The sequence below is a fragment of the Streptomyces sp. NPDC002156 genome, assembly GCF_053593675.1.
Genome location: NZ_JBSFDA010000160.1, coordinates 1 through 23,363 on the forward strand (window position 1 = coordinate 1; position 23,363 = coordinate 23,363).

The 23,363-nt window shown below is 70.4% G+C and carries 18 protein-coding genes; 8 read left to right on the forward strand and 10 right to left on the reverse strand.

The window, feature by feature from the left end:
* Nucleotides 1-170: 170 nt before the first annotated feature.
* From ACWCRB_RS39750 to ACWCRB_RS39770, 5 genes are all read right to left on the reverse strand, one after another.
* Nucleotides 171-1,889, reverse strand: coding sequence for a hypothetical protein (locus ACWCRB_RS39750; protein ID WP_451000716.1), 1,719 nt, complete (start codon nucleotides 1,887-1,889; stop codon nucleotides 171-173).
* Between the two features lie 2 nt (nucleotides 1,890-1,891).
* Complete coding sequence (locus tag ACWCRB_RS39755; protein ID WP_451000717.1) at nucleotides 1,892-2,794, reverse strand: carbohydrate ABC transporter permease; 903 nt, start codon at nucleotides 2,792-2,794, stop codon at nucleotides 1,892-1,894.
* The gene (locus tag ACWCRB_RS39760; RefSeq protein ID WP_451000718.1) at nucleotides 2,791-3,714 is read right to left on the reverse strand and encodes a carbohydrate ABC transporter permease; all 924 of its coding nucleotides are present in this window, start codon (nucleotides 3,712-3,714) and stop codon (nucleotides 2,791-2,793) included. Before ACWCRB_RS39760 ends, ACWCRB_RS39755 begins: the two co-directional genes overlap by 4 nt.
* A 116-nt stretch (nucleotides 3,715-3,830) precedes the next feature.
* A complete protein-coding gene (locus ACWCRB_RS39765; RefSeq protein WP_451000719.1) occupies nucleotides 3,831-5,159 on the reverse strand; it encodes an extracellular solute-binding protein in 1,329 nt (442 codons plus the stop codon).
* A gap of 275 nt (nucleotides 5,160-5,434) precedes the next feature.
* A complete protein-coding gene (locus tag ACWCRB_RS39770; protein WP_451000720.1) occupies nucleotides 5,435-6,565 on the reverse strand; it encodes an ROK family transcriptional regulator in 1,131 nt (376 codons plus the stop codon).
* A 340-nt stretch (nucleotides 6,566-6,905) separates the two neighbouring features.
* Between ACWCRB_RS39770 and ACWCRB_RS39775 the strand changes: the two genes are divergently transcribed.
* The 5 genes from ACWCRB_RS39775 to ACWCRB_RS39795 all read left to right on the forward strand — a co-directional run bounded on the left by ACWCRB_RS39775 (nucleotide 6,906) and on the right by ACWCRB_RS39795 (nucleotide 13,427).
* A complete protein-coding gene (locus ACWCRB_RS39775; protein ID WP_451000721.1) occupies nucleotides 6,906-7,805 on the forward strand; it encodes an N-acetylglucosamine kinase in 900 nt (299 codons plus the stop codon).
* Nucleotides 7,806-8,001: 196 nt separating this feature from the next.
* On the forward strand, nucleotides 8,002-9,966 hold the full coding sequence (locus tag ACWCRB_RS39780; RefSeq protein WP_451000722.1) for a phosphatase PAP2 family protein: 1,965 nt from the start codon (nucleotides 8,002-8,004) through the stop codon (nucleotides 9,964-9,966).
* Nucleotides 9,967-10,064: 98 nt separating this feature from the next.
* Nucleotides 10,065-11,795 carry an ArnT family glycosyltransferase gene (locus ACWCRB_RS39785; protein WP_451000723.1) on the forward strand — a complete coding sequence of 577 codons (1,731 nt, stop codon included), beginning with the start codon at nucleotides 10,065-10,067 and terminating at the stop codon, nucleotides 11,793-11,795.
* A gap of 47 nt (nucleotides 11,796-11,842) precedes the next feature.
* Complete coding sequence (locus ACWCRB_RS39790; RefSeq protein WP_451000724.1) at nucleotides 11,843-12,766, forward strand: MurR/RpiR family transcriptional regulator; 924 nt, start codon at nucleotides 11,843-11,845, stop codon at nucleotides 12,764-12,766.
* A 271-nt stretch (nucleotides 12,767-13,037) separates the two neighbouring features.
* A complete protein-coding gene (locus ACWCRB_RS39795; protein ID WP_451000725.1) occupies nucleotides 13,038-13,427 on the forward strand; it encodes a hypothetical protein in 390 nt (129 codons plus the stop codon).
* A 16-nt stretch (nucleotides 13,428-13,443) separates the two neighbouring features.
* On the opposite strand, the gene ACWCRB_RS39800 is transcribed toward ACWCRB_RS39795, so the two are convergent.
* Entirely contained in the window at nucleotides 13,444-14,103 is a 660-nt protein-coding gene (locus ACWCRB_RS39800; RefSeq protein WP_451000726.1) for a peptidoglycan-binding domain-containing protein, read from the reverse strand.
* 264 nt (nucleotides 14,104-14,367) lie between these two features.
* Between ACWCRB_RS39800 and ACWCRB_RS39805 the strand changes: the two genes are divergently transcribed.
* The 3 genes from ACWCRB_RS39805 (at nucleotide 14,368) to ACWCRB_RS39815 (ending at nucleotide 18,531) form a co-directional block, all read left to right on the forward strand.
* Entirely contained in the window at nucleotides 14,368-15,057 is a 690-nt protein-coding gene (locus tag ACWCRB_RS39805) for a TetR family transcriptional regulator (RefSeq protein ID WP_451000732.1), read from the forward strand.
* A 141-nt stretch (nucleotides 15,058-15,198) separates the two neighbouring features.
* The gene (locus ACWCRB_RS39810; RefSeq protein WP_369031114.1) at nucleotides 15,199-15,579 is read left to right on the forward strand and encodes a Zn-ribbon domain-containing OB-fold protein; all 381 of its coding nucleotides are present in this window, start codon (nucleotides 15,199-15,201) and stop codon (nucleotides 15,577-15,579) included.
* A gap of 153 nt (nucleotides 15,580-15,732) precedes the next feature.
* Nucleotides 15,733-18,531, forward strand: a complete 2,799-nt coding sequence (locus ACWCRB_RS39815; RefSeq protein ID WP_451000727.1) for an alpha/beta hydrolase family protein — start codon at nucleotides 15,733-15,735, stop codon at nucleotides 18,529-18,531.
* A 312-nt stretch (nucleotides 18,532-18,843) separates the two neighbouring features.
* Here the strand turns inward: ACWCRB_RS39815 and ACWCRB_RS39820 are convergent, their stop codons facing one another.
* The 4 genes from ACWCRB_RS39820 to ACWCRB_RS39835 all read right to left on the reverse strand — a co-directional run bounded on the left by ACWCRB_RS39820 (nucleotide 18,844) and on the right by ACWCRB_RS39835 (nucleotide 23,198).
* Complete coding sequence (locus tag ACWCRB_RS39820; protein WP_451000728.1) at nucleotides 18,844-20,460, reverse strand: hypothetical protein; 1,617 nt, start codon at nucleotides 20,458-20,460, stop codon at nucleotides 18,844-18,846.
* Nucleotides 20,461-20,566: 106 nt separating this feature from the next.
* On the reverse strand, nucleotides 20,567-20,989 hold the full coding sequence (locus tag ACWCRB_RS39825) for a VOC family protein (protein WP_451000729.1): 423 nt from the start codon (nucleotides 20,987-20,989) through the stop codon (nucleotides 20,567-20,569).
* Nucleotides 20,986-21,828 (reverse strand): ABC transporter ATP-binding protein, encoded by an 843-nt coding sequence (locus ACWCRB_RS39830; protein WP_451000730.1) that lies wholly within the window; start codon nucleotides 21,826-21,828, stop codon nucleotides 20,986-20,988. Before ACWCRB_RS39830 ends, ACWCRB_RS39825 begins: the two co-directional genes overlap by 4 nt.
* Nucleotides 21,825-23,198 (reverse strand): FAD-binding oxidoreductase, encoded by a 1,374-nt coding sequence (locus tag ACWCRB_RS39835; RefSeq protein ID WP_451000731.1) that lies wholly within the window; start codon nucleotides 23,196-23,198, stop codon nucleotides 21,825-21,827. Before ACWCRB_RS39835 ends, ACWCRB_RS39830 begins: the two co-directional genes overlap by 4 nt.
* Between the last annotated feature and the right edge of the window lie 165 nt (nucleotides 23,199-23,363).

A 23,363-nucleotide genomic window follows, 5' to 3' on the forward strand; every position in this document is an offset into this window, starting at 1 on the left:
GAGGCGCTCACTCGCCTCACCCGCGACGGCGGTCAGGACGGCGTCGTAGTCGGCCGGAGACGCCGGCAGATCGTGCAACGCCCCTCGCTGGTGCGGGAGATGCAATGCCCTCAGTCCTTCATGCCCGGGGTGGCCATGGCGTGGTTCGTCGGAGTCACAAAGTCACGGAGTCACACGACGAGTGCGGGCCGGTGGGCGCGCAGTGCGACAGTCACAGTGTGCGGGCCGAGTCCGCCGATGTAGACGCGATTCCCGGTCGTCGCGTCGGTGCCGCCCACCACGGTGTAGTCCTGACCGGGGTCGTAGCGCAGTACGTCGCTCCGGTCCGGCCCGGCGAGGGGGTCGCCTGCCTGGAGGTCGGCCTCGACGCGGATCTCGTCGTCCCCGACCCGGTAGGTCATGGGCCCGCTCGTCAGGCACCAGCGTCCGTCGCCGATCGGTACGGCGCCCTCCGGCACACCGCCCGGCCGGAAGGTCAGTTCGAGGGACCAGGGCACCGGTGGTCCGCTGATGTCGATGCGCAGGTCGGCGCCGTCCTCCCGCAGGTCCACCTCGACGCTGGTCGTGTGGGAGACCTCGTCCTGAGGGCGGTCCGGGAAGGCCATCGAGGCGGAGAAGCGTCCGTCGTCCACCAGCCGGTAGACGCCGTCGTCCCGCCTCTCGTCCTTCGGGAGCGGCTGGTAGTAGGCGGCCGTGAGGGTCTGGGTGAGCCGGTAGCGGTTGTCGGCGGGCTGTTCCATGTCGGCGGCGCGGAACGGGCCCAGGTCGAAGAAGCCCCGGGAGAGACGGACCGAGTCGAGGACGGCGTCGCCGGCGAACAGGCGCAGGAAGGTGGGGTTGCAGGCGAGGCCCGAGCGGATGCGCCGGTGTTCGGGCACGTCGGAGCCGCCGTACACCACCGTGTGCGCGGTGGCCGAGACGCGGGTGGCGAGGCGTGCGGTCGTGAGGTACCGGTCGCGCGGAAGTGCCTCCTCGGCCGGGGCCGGCAGGACGCGGCACAGGTCCGGGGTGAGGAGGGTCTCCGCGAGCAGGTCGGGGTCGTCGATGCCGTCGGCGGCCGCCAGCCGCGCCACCCGGGCGAAGTCGCCCCGGCCGGTGCGGATCGCGAGCAGCCGGTAGTGCGGCAGGTAGGGCGCCAGCGGGAAGGGGTGCTTCTGGTCCTGGCGGCGCGAGTGGACGGTCTCCACCGTGCCGTCCGGCCTGATGAGGTCCAGGGTGGTGGCGAGGTTGCGTTCGACGGCGTACAGCAGGTCGGCGCGGCCGAGGACCTCCGCCAGCAGGAGCAGCGACGGGTTGGAGACGTGGGCCGCGTAGTTGGCGCTGCGTTCCGAGTACAGGCCGTCGGCGTCGATGTCGATGCCCTCGGAGAGCCACTCCTCGACGCGGTCGAGCAGGCGGTCGTCCGGGAACGACCGGTGCAGCCGGGCCAGTGCCGCCGACAGCTCCCAGCGGTGGTTCGGGGTGTGCACCCCGCCGGTGAGGAGACTGCCGGTGGCGGCGTCGGCGATCTCGGCGAGCGCGGCCGTGACGTCGTGGAGTTCGGGGCCGCCGCCGGCGGCGAGGACGTGCGCGTCGCACACGTCGTTGACGGTGAAGCCGGAGTCCGGCGGCGACTGCACGTTGTCGCCGCCGGCGAAGAGGCCGGTGCCGGTCTGCGTGGCCCGGAGGGCACGCAGGTGGGTCATGGCGGCGGCGACGGCCTGTCCGCTGTCGTGCAGTGCCGAGTCCGGGGACCGGTATGCCGCGATCAGGGTCTTCACCCGCCGCGCCAGACCACGGTGTGGCACACCGGCGGGTTCCTCGTCGGGGCGTGCCGTCAGCGGGGCGGCCTGCCGGTCGGCGGCGTGGGCCGCCGCACGGACGAACTCGTGGTCGAGCGGGACGTACAAGGTCAGTCCTTCAGGCCGGCGTTGATGTCGGCGTTCATGACGTACTTCTGGAACACCAGGAAGACGACGATCAGCGGGATCATGGAGATGACCGATCCGCCGAGCAGGACCGACCAGTTGATGTTCTGTGCCCCTACGAGGCTCTGGATGCCGATCTGCACGGTGAACTTCTCGGGGTCGTTCAGCATCAGCAGCGGCCAGATGTAGTCGTTCCACCGCCACTGGAACGACAGGATGGCGAGCGTCAGCGCGATGGGCCGGGAGAGCGGCACCATGATCCGCAGGAAGATCGACAGCTCCTTGGCGCCGTCGATGCGGGCGGCCTCGATGAGCTCGTCGGGGACCGTCAGGAAGAACTGGCGGAACATGAAGCACCCGGTCGCGGTGAGCAGAGCCGGGAGGATGATGCCGGTGAGCGAGTTGTAGAAGCCGAGGTCGCGGACCACCAGGAACAGCGGGGCGAGCATGACCTCGGCCGGCAGCATCGTGGTGGCCAGGATGCAGAGGAAGAAGGCCTTGAGCCACTTGTTGTCGTACTTGGCCAGCGCGTACCCGGTGCAGCAGCTGACTCCCACCGTGAGGATCGTCGCGATCACACACACGAGGGTCGTGTTGATGAAGTACTGGGCGAAGTTGGCGCTTGCCCACGCCGCCTTGTAACCCGACACGGTGGGGTTCTCCGGGAACACCGTCAGCGGAAGGGAGAACAGGTCTCCCGCCGGCTTGAAGGAGCTGAGGACGAACCACAGCACCGGAATCCCGTAGAGGCCCGCCAGGACCCACAGCAGAGTCGTCGGGGCGATCGCGCGCCGAAGCCCGCCGGTTGCCGAGCCGCGGTTCCTCTTCTTGGAGACGGCCCGTACGGAGTCGGCGTCGACCTTGCGCGGCATGTCTGTGGTTGTCATCGGTTCTCCACCCGCCGGTTGACCATCATCTGGATGACCGCGACGCCCATCAGGATGAGCATGAGCACGAACGACGCGGCGCTCGCGTAGCCGATCTGGCCTGCCTTGAACCCCGTCTGGTAGATGTACTGGACAAGCAGGTTGTTCGACGTTCCGGGTCCGCCGCTGTTGAGGGAGGCGAACACCGCGTATTCCTTCATCGCGTGGATCGTGTTGAGCAGGATGACGATGAAGGAGGTGGGCGCGATGCTCGGCAGTGTGATGCTGATGAACTGGCGCCACGGACCGGCGCCGTCGAGCGAGGCCGCTTCGTAGTACGACGTCGGTACGTTCTTGATCGCCGCGATGAACAGCAGCATGGAGAAGCCCGTCCAGGCCCAGGACGCCGCCACCACGACCACGATCAGTGACAGGTCCGCGTTCGACTGCCACGGAACGGCGCTTCCGCCGACCTTCTCGATGAGGTAGTTGACCAGTCCGAAGTTCTCACCGAACAGCCATCGCCACAGGACACCCACGATGATGGGCGACAGAAGCCACGGGATGAAGAAGAAGAGGCGGGCGACCGACGCGCCCTTGGCGTGCTTGCTCACCAGCACGTTGGCGATGAGCAGCGACAGCACGAAGTTCAGCGGGACGAAGAGCACGGTGTACAGCAGCGTGCGGGTCATCGCGTCGTAGAAGGTCGAGTCCCCGAGCAGCTTCTGGTAGTTGTCCAGTCCGACGAACTGGAACGACCCGATGCCCGTGTAGTTCGTGAAGGAGTAAACGAGCCCGATCACCGCCGGCCAGACGAAGAACAGCGCGAAGAGCACGACATTGGCCGCGATCAGGACGAGCGGCGCGAGGGTGTACTTACTGCGGCTCTTGCTGCGGCTCTTGGGCGGGCTCACGGACACGTCCGAGGCTCGTTGTGTCATCTTCCTGACTCCGTGCTGGTGGATGGGATTGCGGTGGGCTCACGCCATGAGCCCGGCATCACGCGAACGTCCAGGTCCGGGCGGCGGTGGCTCGCACCGCCGCCCGGACCTGGGGCCTACGACGCGCCGCCGACCTGCTGGTTGTAGCCGGCCACGATGTTCTCCAGGGCCTTGTCGGCCGACTGCTCACCGTTGATCGCCTTGCCGATCTCCGCCTTGGTCGGGTCGTCGGTGAGGCTCTTGCCCTTCAGCGCCCAGTTCGTCTGCGCGACGTTGAAGTAGCCGGAGATGGGGGCGTAGAGCGGGATCGACTCGTTGTAGAGCTTGAACGCCGCCTGCGCCGCCTCGGACTTGAAGGGGTACGTCGGGTTCAGACCGCTCTCGACCGGCAGGAACCCGGACGCCTCGCACAGCGCCTTGTAGTGCTCGGGCTCGTACAGCCAGGAGATGAACTTGTTCGCGGCGGTGGCCGCGTCGCTGTTGTTGTTGAAGCCCACGACCATGCCGCCGCTGTTGACGTCGCTGGCCTGCACCGGCTCGGCGGGGGTCGGGACGCTCGCCCACTCGAACTTCGTGACGCTCTCCGCGAAGGAGGCGACCTGCCACACACCGGACCAGTAGGCGACGACGTCACCGCTCTGGAACATGGCCGACGGGTCGGCGCCGCTGGTCCACACCGACTTCGGCATGGTCTTGTCGTCGTTCCATCCGACGAAGGTGTTCACGGCCTTCTTGGTCGCCTCGTCCGCCGAGAACTTGCCGGAGGAGTCGGCGTGCATGTACTGCCCGCCCATCTCGTACACCATGGCGCGGAGTCTGGACGGCGACTGGTCGAAGGTCAGGGAGTACTTGGCCTTGGTCTTCTCCCGGACCTCGTTCGCCGCCTTGATGAACTCGGTCCAGGTCCAGGTCTTGGAGGGCGAGGTCGGGTAGGAGACGCCGGCCTTCTCGAAGAGCGACTTGTTGATGAACATGCCGGACGCGGTGACGTCCGAGGGGATGGACAGCACCTTCCCGGACGAGTCCTTGGCGACGAAGTTGGCGTTGATCTTGTTGGTCTTGTTGTTGGCGATGGAGCTGAGGTCGAGCAGCTTGTTCGACCAGATCGGGTCGATCTTCGGCACCGCCGCCACGTCGGGCAGGGAACTCGCCTGCGCGGCGTTGCGCAGCTTCGCGTCGTAGCCGTCGTAGGGGATGTTGACGAGCTTGACGTCGACGCCGGTTTCCTTCTTGTACTCCGCCACCGACTTCTTCCAGCCCGCGTCCTGCCCCGGAACCGTGGAGATCCAGAACGTCAGCGACTTGGACGTACCGCCCGAGTCGGAGCCCCCTCCACAGGCGGAGAGCAGCATGGCGCCTGCCGACGCGGCGGCAGCGAGGGGAACCAGGCGGCGCATACCGCCGCGGCCGAGTCGGCTGGAGCGCCGCACACCCACAGTGGTCATCTTCGATCCCTTTTTTTCGGTAGGGGGCAGAGCACGGCGCCGACCGAGGCGGCACTGGTGCATTTTGCAGGAAGGTTGCTTTCCGGGGGGCGCAGCCTCGCCCGGCCGCGTCGTCCACGCGGGGCGGGATCCCCGGCCTGCTGGCCGTCACCGCACGGGCACGCCCTCGTGCGGTTGCCGTACGTCGAGTACGGGCGGGAGGCTCGCCCCAAGCCGGCGTCCCGGCCGACTTAGAAAGCGCTTGTCCGGACATTGGCAGACCGAGTCCGAAACCGTCAATGCTTCGTCCGCGCCGCCTCGGTCACGGTTTGGACTCCCCTGACGACCGCGAGCCGCGCCGCGCCCACCACCGTGCCGAGATCACCGACCTGGCTGCTGACCACCTCGGTGGGCCAGCTCAGCCGCTCCAGCTCGGCCCGCACACCGGGCAGGAGCTGCGGAAACGAGCCGGTGCTGCCGCCCAGGACGAGCAGCCCGGGGTCCAGTACGGCGGTCACCGCGGCGGCCAGCCGGCCCACGTCCACCGCGTGCCGGTCGACGATCGCGCGGGCCGTGGCGGCGCCCTCTCCGGCCAGCGAAAACAGCCGATCGACCGTATGGGGGCACGAAACGTCGGATTCCGGCCAGACCTCGGCGGCCCGGCGCAGCAGGGAGCGGGCGCCGATGTACTCCTCCAGGGCCTCGTGACGGGGCTCCAGGTCGTCGTCCCAGGGGTAGGGCAGCCGGGCGAGCTCTCCGGCCGCCCCGTTGGCCCCGGCCAGCACATGGCCCCCCACGACGATGCCGAGACCGATACCGACACCGATCCGCAGATAGCCGAAGGTGTGCCGGCCGCGCGCCGCGCCCTCGTGCAGTTCGGCGAGCGCGGCGCAGTTGACGTTGTTCTCGAGATGGACGGGCACCCCGGGCGGCAGTGCCACGGCCACCGCGTCGAAGACGGGTCCCGCCTTGGCGGTCGCCGGACGGACGGTGCCCTCCTCGGCGCGGGCGGTGACGTCACCGACGGCCACGACGATGGTGCGCAGCGGAGCGTCGGCGGGGAGTGCGGACAGTGCTTCGCGCACCACGTCGGCGGCCTCCTCGCGGGAGCCGGTGGCCTCGGCGAGCAGGGTGCCGTCCAGAGCGCAGCCGCGTGCCCTGGTCAGGGCGGGGCCGAGGTCGACGGCGAGTACGGAGCCCGCCGCGGGTCCGAGCCCGTATACGGCGGCGGAACGGCCCGTACCGCCGGAGGCGATGCCCGAGTGGGCGGCGAGCCCGGCGCTCTCCAGCTCCGCCACGGCGGAGGACACGGTCGGCTTCGACAGGCGCGCCAGACTCGCGAGCTGCGGCCGGGTGGCCGTGCCCGCCCCGGCCAGCACGGCGAACACCGCGCTCGCGCTCTCGGTCAGGCGGGGGGCCTTCGCCACGTCGTGTTCCACAGTCTCCCCAAGGTCGAAGGCCGCGCTCCCCCAGCAGCTCGATGTCGTGGGATGCGGCGATGGGACGCCCTGGTACCGCGGTTTCCCGCCGCGTTCCGGCCCGTTCGGACCACCGTCGCGGCCGGGTGCGCGATACCTCTTGACACGCACTGTACTTCGTTAGTTAACTTCCTAACGAATGTCACGGTACTCGCCTGCCGTGTCCGCGAAGAGGCCTGTCCCGGGGCCTCCTTAGCTCTTCTGCAGCTCTTCCGTACGTCAGGTTTTCCCTGCTCCAGACACGGTTCGCCCACCGTCGCAGCCACCGCGCAACGACGAAAGAGGATCCGTGCAGGACTCCGCGCCCATCGCCGTCGGTATCGACGTGGGCGGTACCAAGACCCACCTCCGCGCCGACGCGGGGAGCGTCACCGTCGCCGATCATGTGCGTTCGAGCAGCGGTTGGCGGCCACACGACCCCGTGGCCGCCGCCGACTGGCTGTGCGCCCTGGTCGGCGAGGCGCTGCCCGCGGGCACCCTCCCCTCCTCGGTCGCCGTGGGCGGTCACGCCTGTGAGACGCCCCGGCAGTGCGAGGAGATCCGCTCCGTCCTTCAGGAACGTCTCGGCGTGCCGTGTCTGGTGGTCGGCGACGCCGAACTGCTGGTCCCGGCGGCGGGACTGGACAAGGGTGTCGGCCTGGTCGCCGGCACCGGCTCGGTGGCCGTCGGGCGGCGTTCCGACGGCACTCTCGTCCAGGTCGGCGGCTGGGGTGCCGTCCTCGGCGACGAAGGAGGGGCCGCGGGTCTCGTGCGCGAGGCGGCGCGGGCCGTCTGGGCCGCCCATGACCGGGGCGAGGCGCCCGACGCGCTCGCCGCGGGGCTCATATCGGCCTTCGGGGTGAGTGAAGTGCCCGCGCTGGGCGCCGCGTTGGAGAGCGCCACGGATGTCTCGGCCGAGTGGGGCCGGCACTCCCCCGTGGTGTTCGAGGCCGCGGAGAGGGGTTCCCTGATCGCCGAAGAGGTGATCGCGGAGGGCGGCAGGTCGCTCGCGTCGCTCGTGGTGCGGCTCGCCGGACGCGGGGTCGCCGTCGACGACGTGGTGGTCTCGGGCGGTACGGTGCTCGCCCAACCCGCCCTGCACGACGCGCTGTTGGCGTCCCTTGCCATACTCGTCCCCGGTGCGCGGCTGCGGCCGTTGCGGGTGGCGCCGGTGACGGGTGCCGTGGCGTTGGCCCGTTCACTCGTATGACACGTTCCGGCCATTGAGCAATCCCCGGCCGGACATCGCCCGACCGTAGATCTTCACCCGTACGACTCACCCTCATCACAGGCCACCTGTGGCCGGCACGCCTCATGTGCTCGTCTCATGTGCTCGCCGAGGCGCAGTCGCCCGCACCACCTTCCCTCCTGGCCGCACGGCCGAAGAACTCCAGAGAGGCACGCGCATGCCGTCTTCAGACGGACTCCACACCACCGCGTCGTCGGTCCGGCCCGCCCTGAACCGGCGGAGCATCCTCAAGACCTCCCTGGCCGCGTCGGCCGGTCTGGTCGTGGCCCCGACCGTGCTCACCTGGGCGAGCGTCGAGGAGGCGAGCGCCGCGACCGCCGCCTCCTCGGTCGAGGCGAGGTCCGCGACCACCGCCGCCGCGTTCGTCGACGACTACACGACCAACATCGTCGCCAACCAGACGCCCGAGACCAACGCCGTGCTCCGGATCCTCGGCGGCTTCGCCAAGGTGTGGAAGACCGGCGCCGCCTGGAACACCGGCATACCGCTGATGCCCGAGGTGCTGCGCGCCAACGTGCGCTACTGCGCCCGCATCACCCAGGCACGCACCGAGGCGCAGGCGAAGGAGGCGTTCGTCTACGACCGCCAGCACCAGAGCTACGCGATGATCGCCGCGCTGGGCCCACTGGCCGACCTGTACAAGGCGGGTGCCAAGGCGGTCACGTCGATCACGGCGGCGCCGGACACCACGCCCGCGACCACGATCAGCGACTCCGTCCCGGCGGGCGCCCCGGCCGGATCCGCGCTCGGTGCGGGCTCGTACACCTCGGACCTCGGTCAGGTGGCGAAGCTGGTCGACACCGTGCGCGGTCCGTTCGCCTCCGGCAACCCCGCCAAGTTCGCCTTCCAGTACCCGCGTCCGTGGCGCATGAACGAGGACAGCGAGGTCGTCCCCACCGGCGCGACCGACGCGCTGGGCTTCCCGGTGTACGAGTCCGACGTGGTCGTCGTCACGCAGTTGCTGCGGCAGCGCGGCACCAACCCGGCCGAGGACGGCGGCTTCCCCAGCGGCCACACCAACGCCTTCCATCTGGCGGCGCTGGCGTTCGCGTACGCGGTCCCGGAGCGCTTCCAGGAGATCGTGACGCGCGCCTTCGAGCTGAGCCACACCCGGATCATGTCGGGCATGCACTCCCCCGTCGACGTCCTGGGCGGGCGGATCATGGCCACCGCCCTGGCCGCCGCCGCCCTCGCCGACCCGGCCAACGCCGCTCTCAAGGCTGCGGCGCGCGCCCAGGCCCTCGCCTACTTCCAGGCGCAGACCGGCACGACGGCGGACACTCTGAACGCCTACGCGCACCCCGAGGCCGGCGACGCGTACGCGGACCGGGACACGAACCTCCGTACGGTCACGCCGAAGTTGACGTACATACTCAACCGCAAGGGCCGCGACCAGGCGCTGACCGTGCCCAAGGGCGCGGAGGTGCTCCTTGAGACGCGTCAGCCGTACCTGGACGCGGCGCAGCGGCGCGCGGTGCTGCGCACGACCGCGCTGCCCGCCGGGTACGTCCTGCTCGACGGCGCCGAGCAGTGGGGCCGGCTCAACCTGTTCGCCGCGGCGGACGGTTATGGCTCCTTCGAGTCCGACGTGACCGTCTCGCTGGACGCGGCGGCGGGCGGTTTCGGCGCGGCCGACACGTGGCGCAACGACATCGACGGCCGGGGCGGACTGACCAAGACCGGCACCGGCACGCTCACGCTGACCGGGCACAACAGCTACACGGGCGGCACGGTCATCGAGGAGGGCACGCTGGTCTCCTCCTCGGCCCACGGTCTTGGCCACGGCGACGTCCAGGTGCAGGGTGGCACGCTGCGGGTGACCGAGCCGGTCCAGCTGCACGGCACGTACTCCCAGAAGTCGGCGACGCTCGCGGTGACACTGCGCGCGGGCCGTCGCAAGGAGGTCGTGACGGTGACGCGCCGGGTGGTCCTGGAGAAGGGCAGCGTCCTGTCGCTGACCCTCGACTCCGAGAAGCCGCCGACCGTGGGCAGTGTCGTCTCCGTGATCGAAGCCCCGGTGGTGCGGGGGCAGTTCGACCGCATCGAGGTGAACTCGGACACCGTCCGCGCCGTCCCGGTGTACACGTCGGAGGGTCTGTCGGTACGACTCCTGAAGCGGTAATGCACGCTGCGGGGCGGGAGCTGATGCGAGAGTAGGGCCATGGCCCGGCTCCGGATCACTCCCGCCGCCGCGCGGTCGGCGTCGCCGCGGTGCGACCGATGACGCGCGACCGGCACACGGTTCTCGCCCCGTCCGCCGTCGAGGCCCCGGTGGAGCTGCTCCCCGGCACCGCCCCCTCGCCCCCGACCGCACGCGCACGGCTGCTCGCCCTGCTGAGACACCACCGGCGCCTGCTGGTCCCGCTCGCCGTGGCCGTCCTGCTCCTCCAGATGGCCGTCGCGATGATCACCACGGCCGTCGAGCAGACGCCCACCATCGACGAGCCCGTGTACGTCGGCACGGCGGCCGTGTACCTCCACGAGCACAGTCTGCGCCTCAACCCCGAGCACCCGCCGCTGGGCAAGCTGATCGTCGCCGCCGGAGTCGCCGCGGCCGGCCCGCACTTCGACCGGCACTTCGAGGGCAACCAGGGCCAGATGGGCCGCCATCTGCTCTACGAGTCCGGCAACGACCCCTGGCGGCTGATGCTGTGGGCACGCCTGCCGGTGATCGTGCTGACGCTGCTCTTCGGGCTCGTGGTGTTCTCCTTCGGCAGTGAACTCGCCGGTGCGGTAGGCGGGTTGGGGGCGCTCGCCCTGTACGCGTTCTCGCCGGACGTCGTCGCGCACGGCTCGCTGGCCACGCTCGACGTACCGGCGGCCGGGTTCGTGCTGACGTCGGTGTGGCTGCTGTGGCGGGCGCGGCGACGGCCCCGTCTGTGTCTCCCGCTCGCCGGACTGGCGCTCGGGGCCGCCGTCGCCACGAAGATGAACACACTCGCCGCGGTCCCGGTACTGCTTCTGCTGGCCGGTCTGTCGGTGTGGCACGCCCGGTACACCTCGGCTCCGGGGGCACACCGGAAGCTGCTCGTGCGCGCCGTGGCGGGCGCGGCCCTGGTGGCGCTGGTCGCGGTCGCCGTCGTATGGGCGTCGTATCTCGTCGTCGATACCCGGCTGCGCTGGACGCCGAGCGCGGGCCAGGTCCCGGTGGTGCACGGGCTGCGAGGGCAGCTGGCCGGGCTGCTGCCCTTCCCGGAGGCCTACCGCGACGGGATGCGGATGCAGTTCGGCCTGGAGAACGCGCACTGGGAGGGCTTCCTCTTCGGGCGGCACTACGAGGGTTCCCGCTGGTACTACCTGCCGGCCGCGCTCCTGGTGAAGACACCGCTGGGCATGCTGGCGCTGTGGGCCGCGGGTACCGTCGCGTTTGTGACGTCCCATCAACTCCGGCCAGTGGCGCCCTACTTGCTGCTCCCGACGGCCGTACTGCTGGCCGCCGCCATGGAGGGGGAACGGAACTTCGGGGTGCGGTACGCCATCTTCGTGCCGATGTTCGGTGCGCTGGCGGCGATCGGGGTGCTCGCGCTGCGGCGGCGGTGGGTGCCGTTCGTCGCGGCAGGGCTGCTGGTGTTCGTGGCGGTCAGTTCGCTGCGGACGTTCCCGTTCTATCTGCCGTACGCCAACGAGGCGTTCGGGGGTTCGGCGAAGACGCACGAGCGGCTGCACGACTCCAACGTCGACTGGGGCCAGGACCTGGGGCGGCTCGCGGACCGGCTGCGGGACCGGTACGCGGGCCAGCACGTCTGGCTGGTCTACAAGGGCAGCGGTGTGCCGTCGTACTACGGGATCCGCGCGTCGGATCCGCGCCGTCAGCCCGAACGGAAGGTGCGCGGACTGCTGGTGGTGTCGGACTCCTCGATCGCCAAGGCGACGGGCCGGCTGGCGGTGCTGATCCACACCAGCCACGAGGTCGACGAGGTCGGCCACTCGATCACGATCTTCCGCCGGTGAACGGTGAGCTATGTTGAGTCGCTGTGGGAGACGAACGAGGCTCATCGGTGCCATCGCCGCAGCAGGCACGCGCCCAGGCGTCCGCGATCACCTCGGGGAAGACCGCCCCTGAGGCGGAGGCGGCGCCGGCCTCCCGGCTGCGGGAGCTGTTCGACGGGCCCCGGCTCTCCCCCGGGCAACGGCGCATCGCGCAGTATCTGATCGAGCACATCACCGAGGCCGCGTTCCTGTCGATCACGGACCTCGCGGACCGCGTCGGCGTGAGCCAGCCGTCCGTGACCCGGTTCGCGGCGGCCGTCGGCTTCAGCGGCTACCCCGCGCTGCGCGAGCGGCTCCAGGCGATCGCGCTCAGCACTCTCGCGAGCGCGCCGGGCACGGCGGAGGAGAACCGGAGCAACGAACTCCAGGCGGCCGTGGACGCCGAGATCGCCAACCTGGAGAACCTGCGGCAGGACTTCGCCGACCCCGACCGGGTGATCGAGGTCGGCCGCAGCCTGTCGCGCTCGACTCCGCTGACCGTGCTCGGGCTGCGTATCTCCGGGTCGCTGGCCGAGTACTTCGCCTACGCCGCCCGCCGTATCCACCCCGACGTGCGCCTGGTGACCCGGGGCGGCAGTGTCGCCTACGACGCGCTTCTCCAGTCGCGGGAGGCCGGGGGCACCTGGGTGCTGGCCTTCTCGATGCCCCGGCACGCGCAGGAGACGCTCACCGCGGTGCAGGTGGCCCGGCGGGCCGGGCTGCGGGTGGCCCTGATCACCGACCTGGCGCTCGGCCCGCTGGCCGACGAGGCCGACATCACCTTCGCCACCGGCACGGGCTCCCGGCTGGTCTTCGACTCGTACGCCGGGCCCGCGGTGCTGTCGGCCGCGCTGCTCCAGGCCATGACGGACGCCGATCCGGAGCGGACCCAGGGGCGCCTGGAGGAGTACGAACAGAGCGCCGACCTGCACCAGTTCTTCCTCCGGGACTGAGTCCGCCCCCCTCTCATCCGCGCAGACCAACATATGGGCGTATGAGCGTTCATCCCGTTTTGTGCATGAATTTTTTCATACTTCTTGCAAACCGGACGGCATATATAAATACTGCTCACGGACCCGCTGCCGCCGTCTCCTACCCGCGTCGGCGCCTCGGGTGTCCGGACGGGTGTCGCCTGCGCGTACGCCCGTTGCGGCCCCGGCCATCCCCTAGGCCGGGGCCGCTGAATACCGTCGCCACCCTGTCGACGCCGCACTCCCGGAAGCGATGACCATGCCTCTGACCTCCACGATCGCCACGCGGACCGGCCCGGACTGGCCGTGTCAGGTCAAGATCCCCGGCAGCTACGACTGGGAGCGCTCGGCGGTCAAATGGCTGCGCGAGCTGGTGCCGACGCGCTACGCGGGCTACCCGACGCTGATCCGCCACCCCATCCTGCTGGCCCGCCACGCGCACATCCAGGTCCAGCACGAGATCCGGGTCGCCCGCACCGCCCTCCAGACGGCCCGCGCCGACCTGCCCGGCCTGGGCCTGAGCGAGTCGGTCATCGAGCACACGATCAAGATGTACGCCGCCGAGGTGCTCCAGCTCCAGCACATCGCCCGCAGCATCCGCGAGGTCACCCAGGCCCTGGTCGACACCCACGCCGCCCGCTGAACGGCGACCAGGGCACTCAGGACGCCGTGCGGGACTCCAGGTCCTTGCGTGTGTCGTCGCCGTAGACGCCGGTCTCGTCGCCGCGGATGCCGTACCAGAGCTGGAAGCGGGCCACGGCCTCGGCGAGGGCGGTGTCGTAACTGCCGCTCGTGGCGCCGTCGGTGTAGACGTCCGGGATGCGCAGCAGGCGTTCCTGGAGTTCGGTCACCTCGGGGCCGCTGTCCCCTTCCTTGAGAAAGCCGGGGTCGGCCGCGGCCGGTGCCGACGCGCTGGGAGCGGTCGAGGGAGCGGAGGGGGCCGGCCCGGCCTCCTCGCCCTGGGCGTTGCCCGGGAGCAGCAGGGCCGAGCCGAAGCCGACCAGGGCCGCCGCACCGACGGCGACCACGACGGCGACGCGGCGCAGGTTCGGCCCGAACCCGAAGCCGGTCTCGGCCTGTTCCCTCCGTTGGGCACGTCTGCGCGGGGCGACCGGGGGCAGTTCCTGCGTGGCGTCCTCGGCGCCGGGCGCCGGGCTGGGCAGGGTCACGGCCTCATAGCCCTCGGGCACGGCGGCCATCGCCTCATCGTGCTCCCGCATGAGCTGCGCCAGCGCCTCGGTACGGCGTCGGCGCAGGACGCGCGTCGGCTCCAGGGTCCGGCGGCGTTCCGGCCGGCCCGGTGCGGGCGGTGTCGACACTCTGCTCCCCTTCCCTGCGTACGGACTGCGGCACGGTTTTCTGTCCGTTCCGCACAAGAACCGCGGACGGCGATGCCGTCGGCTCCGTGGAGTGATACGCGGTCGGGGGCCGCCGGGTTCAGCGCGACGGGCGGAGGTTGGCGGAGGCCGCGGGAAACGCGGCGCCGGCCGTATCTCTGGGGGCACTCAGTTCCCCGTACGCAGCGCACTGAGTGCCATCGGCCTCGCTCTGATGCTAGTTTCCCGTCCATGACCAAACCGCCCATGCGGGACGCCCTGGTCGCGGCGGCCTTCCAGCTGTTCCTGGAGCGGGGCTACGAGCAGACCACCGTGGACGAGATCGTGGCGCTCGCCGGGGTCGGGCGCCGGTCGTTCTTCCGCTACTTCCCCTCCAAGGAGGACGTGGTCTTCCCGGACCACGAGCGGTGCCTGGCCGACATGACGGCGTACCTCGCGGAGAGCCCCGAGGACGCGGAACCGGTCGGGCGGGTGTGCGCCGCCGCCCGCATGGTGCTGCTCATGTACGCCGAGAACCCGGCCTTCTCCGTCCAGCGCTACCGCCTCACCAAGAAGGTGCCCGGGCTGCGCGCGTCCGAGCTGTCGGTGGTCTGGCGGTACGAGCGGGCCCTGGCCGCGTATCTGCGCGAGCGGTTCGCCGGCCGGCCCGACGGAATGCTGCGGGCCGATGTGATCGCGGCGGCCGTCGTCGCGGCCCACAACAACGCGCTGCGCTCCTGGCTGCGTTCGGACGGGGAGGGCGACGCGACCACGGCCGTCGACCATGCCCTGGACTATGTGAAGGCAGCGTTCGGCACCCCGCCCCCGGGCTCCGGCGGGAAAGAGGCCGAAGCGGGGACCGAGGACGTGGTGGTCCTCGTCTCGCGGCGTGGGGCGCCCATGTGGCGGGTCGTCCAGGAGATCGAGTCCGCGCTCACCAAACAGCCCGAGAATTGAGGGTACGCAGTGCCTTTACGCGTGACACTGAGTGCCATACCCTGAGGTCGTGCACGGTGGCACGGCGAACCGCGCACTTCGGATTCAGGCCGAGCGCAGGGAGATGACACCGTGTACCACTCACTAGGCGCCACTCGTCCGATGGCCGTCGGTTCCGCCACGGGCCTGCTCGACGCCCCGGCCGACACGAACACCCTGGTCTTCCAGCGCTGCGGCTGGTGCGCCACCGCGATGTACCACCGGCTGCTGTGCCCGGTCTGCGCGGGCAGCGACCTGCGTACGGAGCGCAGCGAGGGCACGGGCACGGTCCGGCACGCCACGGTGGTCCACCGGAACACGCCGGCCGCGCGCAATGTGTCGCTGGTCGAGATGGCCGAGGGCTTCGTCGTACGCGGCCGGGTGATGGGTCCGGCCGCCGGCATCCACAGCGGGGACCGGGTCCGGCTGGCCACCGCGAAGGACCCGGTGCGCGGCGAGCCGGTGTTCCAGCTCCTTGACGAGCCGTACCGCGCCTGGATCTGACGTTCCGGCCGACGGTCTGACAGTCCGTCAACTCCCTTTCCTCCTTCTCCACTTCCCCACAGGCAACCCACAGGTCTCCGATCCCGTCCTCCGGGGCGAGAGGGGCCGTCGGGGAACCGGGGCTCCTGAGCAAGGGCCAGGAGGAGGAGACCATTGCTACGTGCCCGGCGAATATGGGTCACCGCTGCGGCGGTACTCGCGGTGGTGGGGGCATCGCCAGGATGGGCGCAGGCGGAGCCGTCGCCCCGGTCGGAGGTGGCGGCCCAACAGCTGCCCGCTGGCTGGACGTTCACCGGTGAGGGTGCGGAGCGGCAGCTCGTCTGGCGCTCCGGCAGACCGGTGCCGATGGGTGACGCGCGCGTCGAGTTCTACGCGGGCGACCGGTTGCTCGGCAGGCCCACGGCCGCGAAGGACGGCCGGACGTTCCGGCTCCCCCTCGAAGACACCCTGAGCGCCAGGGGACTTCAGGGGACCAAGGGGTTCGAGGACCTCCAAGTGCGCGCCGGTGGACGCCGGTTGGACGCGGCCGGACTAGCGGCGGCCCCTGAGGAGCGGCGCGCCGCGATCGCCCCGCCCGCCCTGGCCCCGGCCAATCCCGTCGACCCCGGCAAGCCGGGTTCGTACCGTACGGTCTCGGGCGAGTACACGCTCGACTCGGTGAAACTGCCCGGGATGTCCGTGCCGGTGGAGATGAAGGCCGTGGTGGTCGCGCCGACCGGCGCCTCCGGCCGCAGGCCCCTCGCGCTGTTCCTGCACGGACGACACTCCACCTGCTACAAGCCCGGCACGGACGAGATCAGCGGCGCGTGGCCCTGCCCGGCCGGCGAGAAGCAGATCCCGAGCTACCGGGGCTATCTGCGCGACCAGAAACTCCTGGCGTCGCAGGGCTATGTGACGGTGTCGATCTCCGCCAACGGCATCAACGCCCAGGACGGCCCGATCGAGGACGCCGGGGCACAGGCACGCTCCTCCCTCGTCCGGCAGCATCTCGCCCGCTGGGCCGACTGGACGGCGAACCGGCCCTCGGCACCGGCGGTCGTCCGGAACGCTCCGGTCGCCGACCTCTCGCGCGTGCTGCTGGTGGGTCACTCGCGCGGCGGCGAGGGCGTGAACAGGGCCGCGATGGACAGCCTGTACCGTCCGCCGGCCGACCAGGACGGGTACGGCGGCCCGGTGCGCTGGAACATCCGGGGTACGGTCCTCATCGGCCCGACGATCTTCGGACAGAACCCGGTCGCCGACGTGCCGTCGGTGACGATCCTGCCGGGCTGTGACGGCGATGTGTCCGATCTCCAGGGCGAGTTGGCCCTGGACGGCACCCGTGGCATCAGCCGGGGCGCCGCCCTGCACAGCGCGGTGTACGTGATCGGCGCCAACCACAACTACTTCAACACCGAGTGGACGCCGGGGCAGGCGCAGGCACCGGCGGACGACGACTTCTGGTCGGACCCGGACGCCAAGGACCCGGTGTGCGACGTGGGCGCCCGGACCCGGCTGACCGCCGACCAGCAGCACAAGGCGGGCGCGAGCTATATCGCGGCGGCGGCCCGGCTGTTCGTCGCGGGCGACGACCGGGTACGTCCGCTGCTCGACGGCTCCGGCCGACGCGCACCGTCCGCCGACCCGGCGCGCGTCCTCACGCACGCCGTGGGCGGGAACCGCTCCGCCGGCATCCTGCCGGACGGCGCGGTGACCGTGCAGGGCGGCGGCGGACGGCTGTGCTCGGCGGTGGACGACCGGCCCTCGGCCAGGTGCCTGGCCGCGGACAGCGGCGGTGAGTCCCCGCACTTCGCGGGCTGGATGACGCAACGGGAGGTGGGCCGCCGCGCGGTCACCTTCAAGTGGTCGCAGCCCGGAACCGCGGTGCACGTGCGTCCCGAGCGGCCGGTGTCCCTCGGCGGCGCCAAGGGCCTCGCCCTGCGTGTCGTCGTACCGCCCAACACCACCGGGACACAGCTGGACGTGTCCGTCACCGACACCGCGGGCAAGCGCGCCACCCTCGGCCGGGTCCGGGTGGACGGGCTGCCCGGGAGCAATCGGACGGCCTCGTACTGGGCGCGGGAGGTCCGCGTACCGCTGTCCGCCGCCGCCTCCGCCGGGGTCGACCTGCGCAAGGTGCGCAGCGTGGACCTGACTCCGCGCAGCCGCTCGGGGCAGGCCTGGCTGATCGACGCCTGGAGCTGGCGCCCGGGCACACCCGCGGTGCGGCCGGCCGCGCTGCCGCGCGTCGACATCGGACGGCTCACCGTCAAGGAGGGCGACTCCGGCACCCGCACCTACCGGGTACCGGTCCGGATCGCCGGGCAGGGCGGCGCCGGCGGCGCGGTTCGGGTGTACGTCCAGAATCCCGGGTCGGAGACGGTGACGAACCGGCTGGTGACGGTGCGTCCCGGCGAACAGAGCATCGACGTCCCGGTGACGGTGAAGGGTGACACCCGGTACGACTACGACGCCTGGCAGTTCGTGTTCGTGAAGGCGGTGCGCGGGGCGGTGATCGGCTCGTACATCGGCGGGGTGACCGCCCTCAACGACGACCCCCAGCCCACGGTGACCGTCGCTCCGGTCGCGGACCGGGTCACCGAGGGTCAGCGGCTGACCTGGCGTGCGACGCTTTCGGCGCCGTCCGGCACCGAGATGAACGCGATCCTGGAGGTGCTGCCGGTCGCCGGCGGGGCCGAGCTGTCCACGACGGATGTTGATCCGGCGTGGCTGGAGGAGAACTCCGGGCAGTCGCCGCTGCCGGAGCGGGCGCTGTCCTCGATCGAGGGGCTGTATCTGTGGGTGTCGATCCCTCCGGGCGAGGTGAGCGCGGAGCTGAGTATTCCTACGGTTGCGGACTCGGTGGTTGAGGGGGAGGAGTCTGTGCGGGTTCGGGTTACGGGCTTCGATGAGGAGACGGGGGAGCCGGTGCCTGGGCCCGAGTTCACGGGGACGGTGATGGACGCTTCGTAGGGGTGAGTTCTTCGGGTGCGGGTGCGCTGTGGCTTGTCGCGCAGTTCCCCGCGCCCCTAGGGGGGGCGGGGAAGGGGACTGCGTCCCTCTCCCCCGCCCCCCTATCCCCTTACGACACCGTTAGTGTCAGTGCTCCCGTGTATGTCTTGCCCTGTTCCAGCTGGGTTTCTGTGCCGTCTATCGTCAAGGTGAGGGTCTTGCCTGTTGGGGGCTTGACCGTTGCGTTTGTTGCCAGGGTGAGGGCGCTGAGGTAGGACGTGCCCGTTACCGTCCAGGTCGAGCCTGCGTCCAGGGTTACCAGGACGCCGTTGATCAGTACCGCGCTCGGGGTGTTGGTGACCTCGCTGATCTCTCGGTACTGGGCCGAGGTGATGGTGGTGACGTGGAGGTGGTGAAGGTGAGGGTCAGGTTCTGGCCCTGGAGGTTGGCGTTGCCGCCGCCTCGTACCGCGTTGTAGAAGTCGCCCTTCAGGGCGATCTCCGTGAACGTCGCCTTCGCGTCGGTCGTCTGGGGTGAAGTCGTCACCCAGGTCGACGACTTCACCGGGTCGGTGGTGGGTTCCGTGTAGGTGCCGATCGTCTCCGTGCGCCAGGGCTTGCCCGTCACCGAGACGCTGCTCGGGCGGTCGGTGTCCATCAGCTGGAAGATGATGCCGTTGCCCGGGTTGATCGTGGCGCCCTCGGAGCCGTCCACGGTGACGGTGCTCGCGACCGCCTTGCACATGAACGCCGTTTCTCCGGTACGGACTTGGGTGCCACCGTCGATGGTGACGGAGCCCGCGTTGTACCAGAGCACCATGAAGCGGCCCGCGTCGATGATCGTCGGCCGGATCGGGAGTTTCTTCAACTCGGTGCTCGTCAGGCCTAGTTCGAGGGAGTCGTTGAGGGCCGCGACCGCTTCCTCGGTGCTGTCTCCGTAGTGGGCTCGTGCTCCCCAGTGGATGAGGGCGTAGTCGCCGACGTCGAAGGTGCAGCCGAGGAAGTGTTCGGTGACGTTGCCGATGGCGTACGAACCGTAGCCCTGGCCACCGGTGTTGGCGATCGTGCTGTTGATGGCGGTGAGCGTGCAGTAGCTGCCGCCGTCGACCGACAGGGCTCCCCACTTCTCCGAGGAGATCGTCGAGGTGACGAAGGTCGCCCTGGTGCCCGCGCCGAGCAGGTTGGTGGTGCGGACGTTGCCCGACAGGCCCAGCATCCAGGGGACATCCATCATGTAGCGGGTGTCGCCGGTGGGGACGTACTCGGCGGGCAGGGTGCCGTCGGCGCAGTGCAGGTGCGAGTTCTTGACGACGACGTTGGCACTGGCGTCGGCGATGAGCGCCGTACGGACCACGCCCTCGTTCCTGATCTTGGCGCCGTCCACGACGAGGGTGGTGCCCGCGCCGGTGCCGACGACTGAGGCTCCGTAGCCGATGAAGTCGCAGCGGCCGTTGCCCGCGAAGGCGATCCTCGGCCTGGTGAGGGTGTAGGTGGCGCCGCCGGTGACGTACACGCCGTTGAACGCCTCGCCGTCCGAGAGGAGGGCGATGTCGCAGGCCTTGGTGTCGGTGACGGTGCCGCCACGGACGTTCGAGGGCACGGACCTCGCCTCGTTCACACCGTCCGCGTCGACGTACAGGGCCTGGCGGAAGGGGAAGGTGAGGTCGCTGTAGGCGAGGTCGGTGGCCTCGGCGACCGTCAGGACGACAGTGCCCCGGTAGGTGCCGGCCGCGATGGTGAGGACGCTCGCCCTGGTCGTCGCGGTCAGCTCCAGGGTCTCACCGGAGCCGACGGTGATTCTTGTGCCGGGCGCGGCCTGGGCAGTTGTCGCGGTCGTCGCCGTGATCGCCGGTGCGGCGAGGGCGGCGACCGCGACCAGGAGGGCTCTGGGGCGGGACCTGAAGGTGACTTCGCGGTCGGTGAGTTCGGCGAGGTTCTTGTGGGTCACCATCGACTCCCTTGCCTGTTTTCGGGCATGGTCGGCCCACGCTCGGCGTCGGCCGGTCAGAGGGGTGGTGCGATGCGGTGCGGCGGAGGGAGACGGATCCCGTCCCGGCTCAGGTCCTCGGCCTGTCGATCAGTTCGATGAGGTTTCCGTACGGGTCGGCGACGAACGCCATACGGGCGCCCGGGCGCGGCGCGGGACGCGGTGTCATACGTTCCAGCGCACCCATCGCCACCAACCGGGCGTAGGCGAGGTCGAGTTCGTCGGGTGTGTCCACGCTCAGACAGAGGTGACCGAGGCCGAGCGTGTGCGCGGCCTCCAACGGGCTGTCTGCCGCGAGGCCGGGCGTCGCGCCCGGGCGGTGGAGCAACTCGACGCGGTAGCCGCTGGTATGACGGAGCATCACCCCTCGCAGGTCGGTGCCGGGGACCGCGAAGGCGTGCTCCACGGTGAGGTCCAGAGCCTCGCCGTACCAGGCGATCGCGGCCTCCAACTCCGGCACGGAGATACCGACATGGTCGAAGCGCGAGGTCATTTCCGGGTCACCTCCGGATGCGCCTCGGGCCGGCTTTCGGGGGCTGCATCCGCTGGTGCGCGTTCGCCTCTGATGCGGGACAGCACGCGTGTACGCAGTTCGGTGAAGCGGGGATCCGCGCGCGTGGTGAGCTGGTCCCGGTCCGTGCCCAGGGGAATCGTCAACGTCTCCAGGACCGCCGTGGGCTTCCCGCCCAGCACCACGACCCGGTCACCGAGATACACCGCCTCATCGATGTCATGCGTCACCACCACCGTGATCCCCAACCGCCGGCGCAGCTCCAGGGTCAGATCCTCCAGGTCGAAACGGGACTGGGCGTCCACCGACCCGAACGGCTCGTCCATCAGCAGCACCGGCGCGTCGTACGCCAGACCGCGCGCGATGGCGACGCGCTGCTGCATACCGCCCGACAGTTGCCAGGGGTACTTCTCCCCCACGTCCGCCAGCCCGACCGCCTCCAGGCATTCAAGGGCGCGCTGCCGACGTACGGCCTTCCTCACCCCCCGCCCCTGAAGCGGAAACGCCACGTTGTCCCACACCCGCATCCACGGCAGCAACGAACCCCGGTAGTCCTGCGAGACCACCGCGATGTCCGCATGCGGAGCCGTCAACGGCAACTCCCCATAACGCACCGCCCCTTGCGTCGGCGGCTTCAGCCCGGCCAGACACCGCAGCAACGTCGTCTTGCCCGCACCCGACGGACCGACGACGCACACCACCTCCCCCGGATCCACCCGCAACGACAACCCACCCAGCACCCGATGCTCCTGCGCACCCCGCCCGAAACTCATCCCGACGTCCTCGACGTACAGGCTGGATCCGCGTGTCATACGACTCATACGACGACTCCGTTGAATCCGGCGGCGGCGTACGCGGTGGTCGATTCGCGAGGGGTCATGTACGTGTGGAACAGGCCGTCGGGGTCGTACGCGGCCCTGATCGTCTCCAGGCGTGCGGAGTTGGCCGGGCTGAGTCCGTGGTCGGGGCGGTCGGCGAGGTTGTTGTCGGAGAACTGGAGGCCCTTCGACAGGTGCTGGATCGCGGCCAGTTGACCGTGCGCCCACTGCTCGTGGGCGAGGTCCTCGGCGGGGTCGGTCCAGCCCGCGTTGGGCGAGAGATAGACCTTGGCCTGGCTGGACCAACAGGCGTTGGCCCGTTCCGGGAAGCCGCCCCAGAGCATCCACAGGACATGGCTGGTGGTGTCCGGGATCGAGTCGAAGAGGGTTCGGGAGGCGTCGAGGATCCGTTCGACGGGCCCGTCGGCCCAGATGCCGTCGAGGGCCCAGCGCATGCCGGGCGGGGTGAGCCGGTCGGCGGCGTCGTACAGGTCGGGCATGGTCGTGTCGGCGGTCACGACAGCCCGTATGGCCAGGTCCCGGAAGGGCGCGTCCTCCAGCGGGGCGAGCAGCTCGTCGTCCTTGCCGCAGAACGCGGTCGCCGTGAGGGAGACGGTCTTGCGGTCGAGGCCCGGCGTGAAGCCGACTTTCGCCGAGAACTCGACGGCCGGGTCGAGCTCGTCCAGCTTGTCGTACGCCCAGGACAGCACCTCGTCGCGCAGGGCGAGCGGATAGCTCTGCACCGTACGGCGGATGCGGCGCGGGCGGTCGTGCAGGGCGAGGTGGAAGCGGGTGACGACGCCGAAGAAGCCGGGGCCGCTCCCCCGCGCCGCCCACAGCAGGTCGGGGTACGTGGCGTCGGTGGCGCGGTGGACGAGCGTACCGTCGGCGAGGACGACGTCGACGGCGTCGATGCTGAGGCAGGCGGGGCCGAGCCGGCGGGAGTCCCAGCCGTAGCCGCCGCCGAGGATGAAGCCGCCGAGGCCGACGGTCGGCGCGTGTCCGGTGGGGAAGAACAGGCCGTGCGGTTCGAGGAGTTGGAGCAGTTCCGGTCCCTTGACGGCGGGTTGCACGGTGGCCGTCCGCTGCTCCGGGTCGACGGTGATGTCCCGCAGCCGGGACAGGTCGAGCAGCATGCCGCCGTCCCGCACGCCGTTGCCGACCCAGCTGTGTCCGCCGGAGCGGATCCCGACCGTCATTCCCTCGCGGCGGGCGAGCCGTACGGCGGCGACCACGTCCCGCTCGTCCTCGGCGAGGACGATGACGTCGGGGTGGCGCGTGGGTTTGCGTTCGTTCCAGACGGCGTCGAGGCGGGCCTGTTCGTACCGTTCCTCGCCGCGACGGACGACTCGGGCCGGGGACAGCTCATGCATGCCGATCTCCTCACGCGGGGTTCGAGTCGGACACTACTGTCGACACTTTTCGCCTTCAAGAGATCGGACAGCGAAATAGTTGCCGTCTCTGCCGACACTAGTTCGCCACCGGGAGCAAAAAAGGAGGCTCCGCCCGTGCGACGTGCCCTCGCCCCGGACGATCGT

What these genes read in the sequence shown, in the direction of transcription:
- ACWCRB_RS39755 (WP_451000717.1), bottom strand. Translation starts at nt 2,794, where the DNA reads ATGACAACCACAGACATGCCGCGCAAGGTCGACGCCGACTCCGTACGG.
- ACWCRB_RS39760 (WP_451000718.1), bottom strand. Translation starts at nt 3,714, where the DNA reads ATGACACAACGAGCCTCGGACGTGTCCGTGAGCCCGCCCAAGAGCCGC.
- ACWCRB_RS39765 (WP_451000719.1), bottom strand. Translation starts at nt 5,159, where the DNA reads ATGACCACTGTGGGTGTGCGGCGCTCCAGCCGACTCGGCCGCGGCGGT.
- ACWCRB_RS39780 (WP_451000722.1), top strand. Translation starts at nt 8,002, where the DNA reads ATGCCGTCTTCAGACGGACTCCACACCACCGCGTCGTCGGTCCGGCCC.
- ACWCRB_RS39785 (WP_451000723.1), top strand. Translation starts at nt 10,065, where the DNA reads ATGACGCGCGACCGGCACACGGTTCTCGCCCCGTCCGCCGTCGAGGCC.
- ACWCRB_RS39795 (WP_451000725.1), top strand. Translation starts at nt 13,038, where the DNA reads ATGACCATGCCTCTGACCTCCACGATCGCCACGCGGACCGGCCCGGAC.
- ACWCRB_RS39805 (WP_451000732.1), top strand. Translation starts at nt 14,368, where the DNA reads ATGCGGGACGCCCTGGTCGCGGCGGCCTTCCAGCTGTTCCTGGAGCGG.
- ACWCRB_RS39810 (WP_369031114.1), top strand. Translation starts at nt 15,199, where the DNA reads ATGGCCGTCGGTTCCGCCACGGGCCTGCTCGACGCCCCGGCCGACACG.
- ACWCRB_RS39820 (WP_451000728.1), bottom strand. Translation starts at nt 20,460, where the DNA reads ATGGTGACCCACAAGAACCTCGCCGAACTCACCGACCGCGAAGTCACC.
- ACWCRB_RS39825 (WP_451000729.1), bottom strand. Translation starts at nt 20,989, where the DNA reads ATGACCTCGCGCTTCGACCATGTCGGTATCTCCGTGCCGGAGTTGGAG.
- ACWCRB_RS39830 (WP_451000730.1), bottom strand. Translation starts at nt 21,828, where the DNA reads ATGAGTCGTATGACACGCGGATCCAGCCTGTACGTCGAGGACGTCGGG.
- ACWCRB_RS39835 (WP_451000731.1), bottom strand. Translation starts at nt 23,198, where the DNA reads ATGCATGAGCTGTCCCCGGCCCGAGTCGTCCGTCGCGGCGAGGAACGG.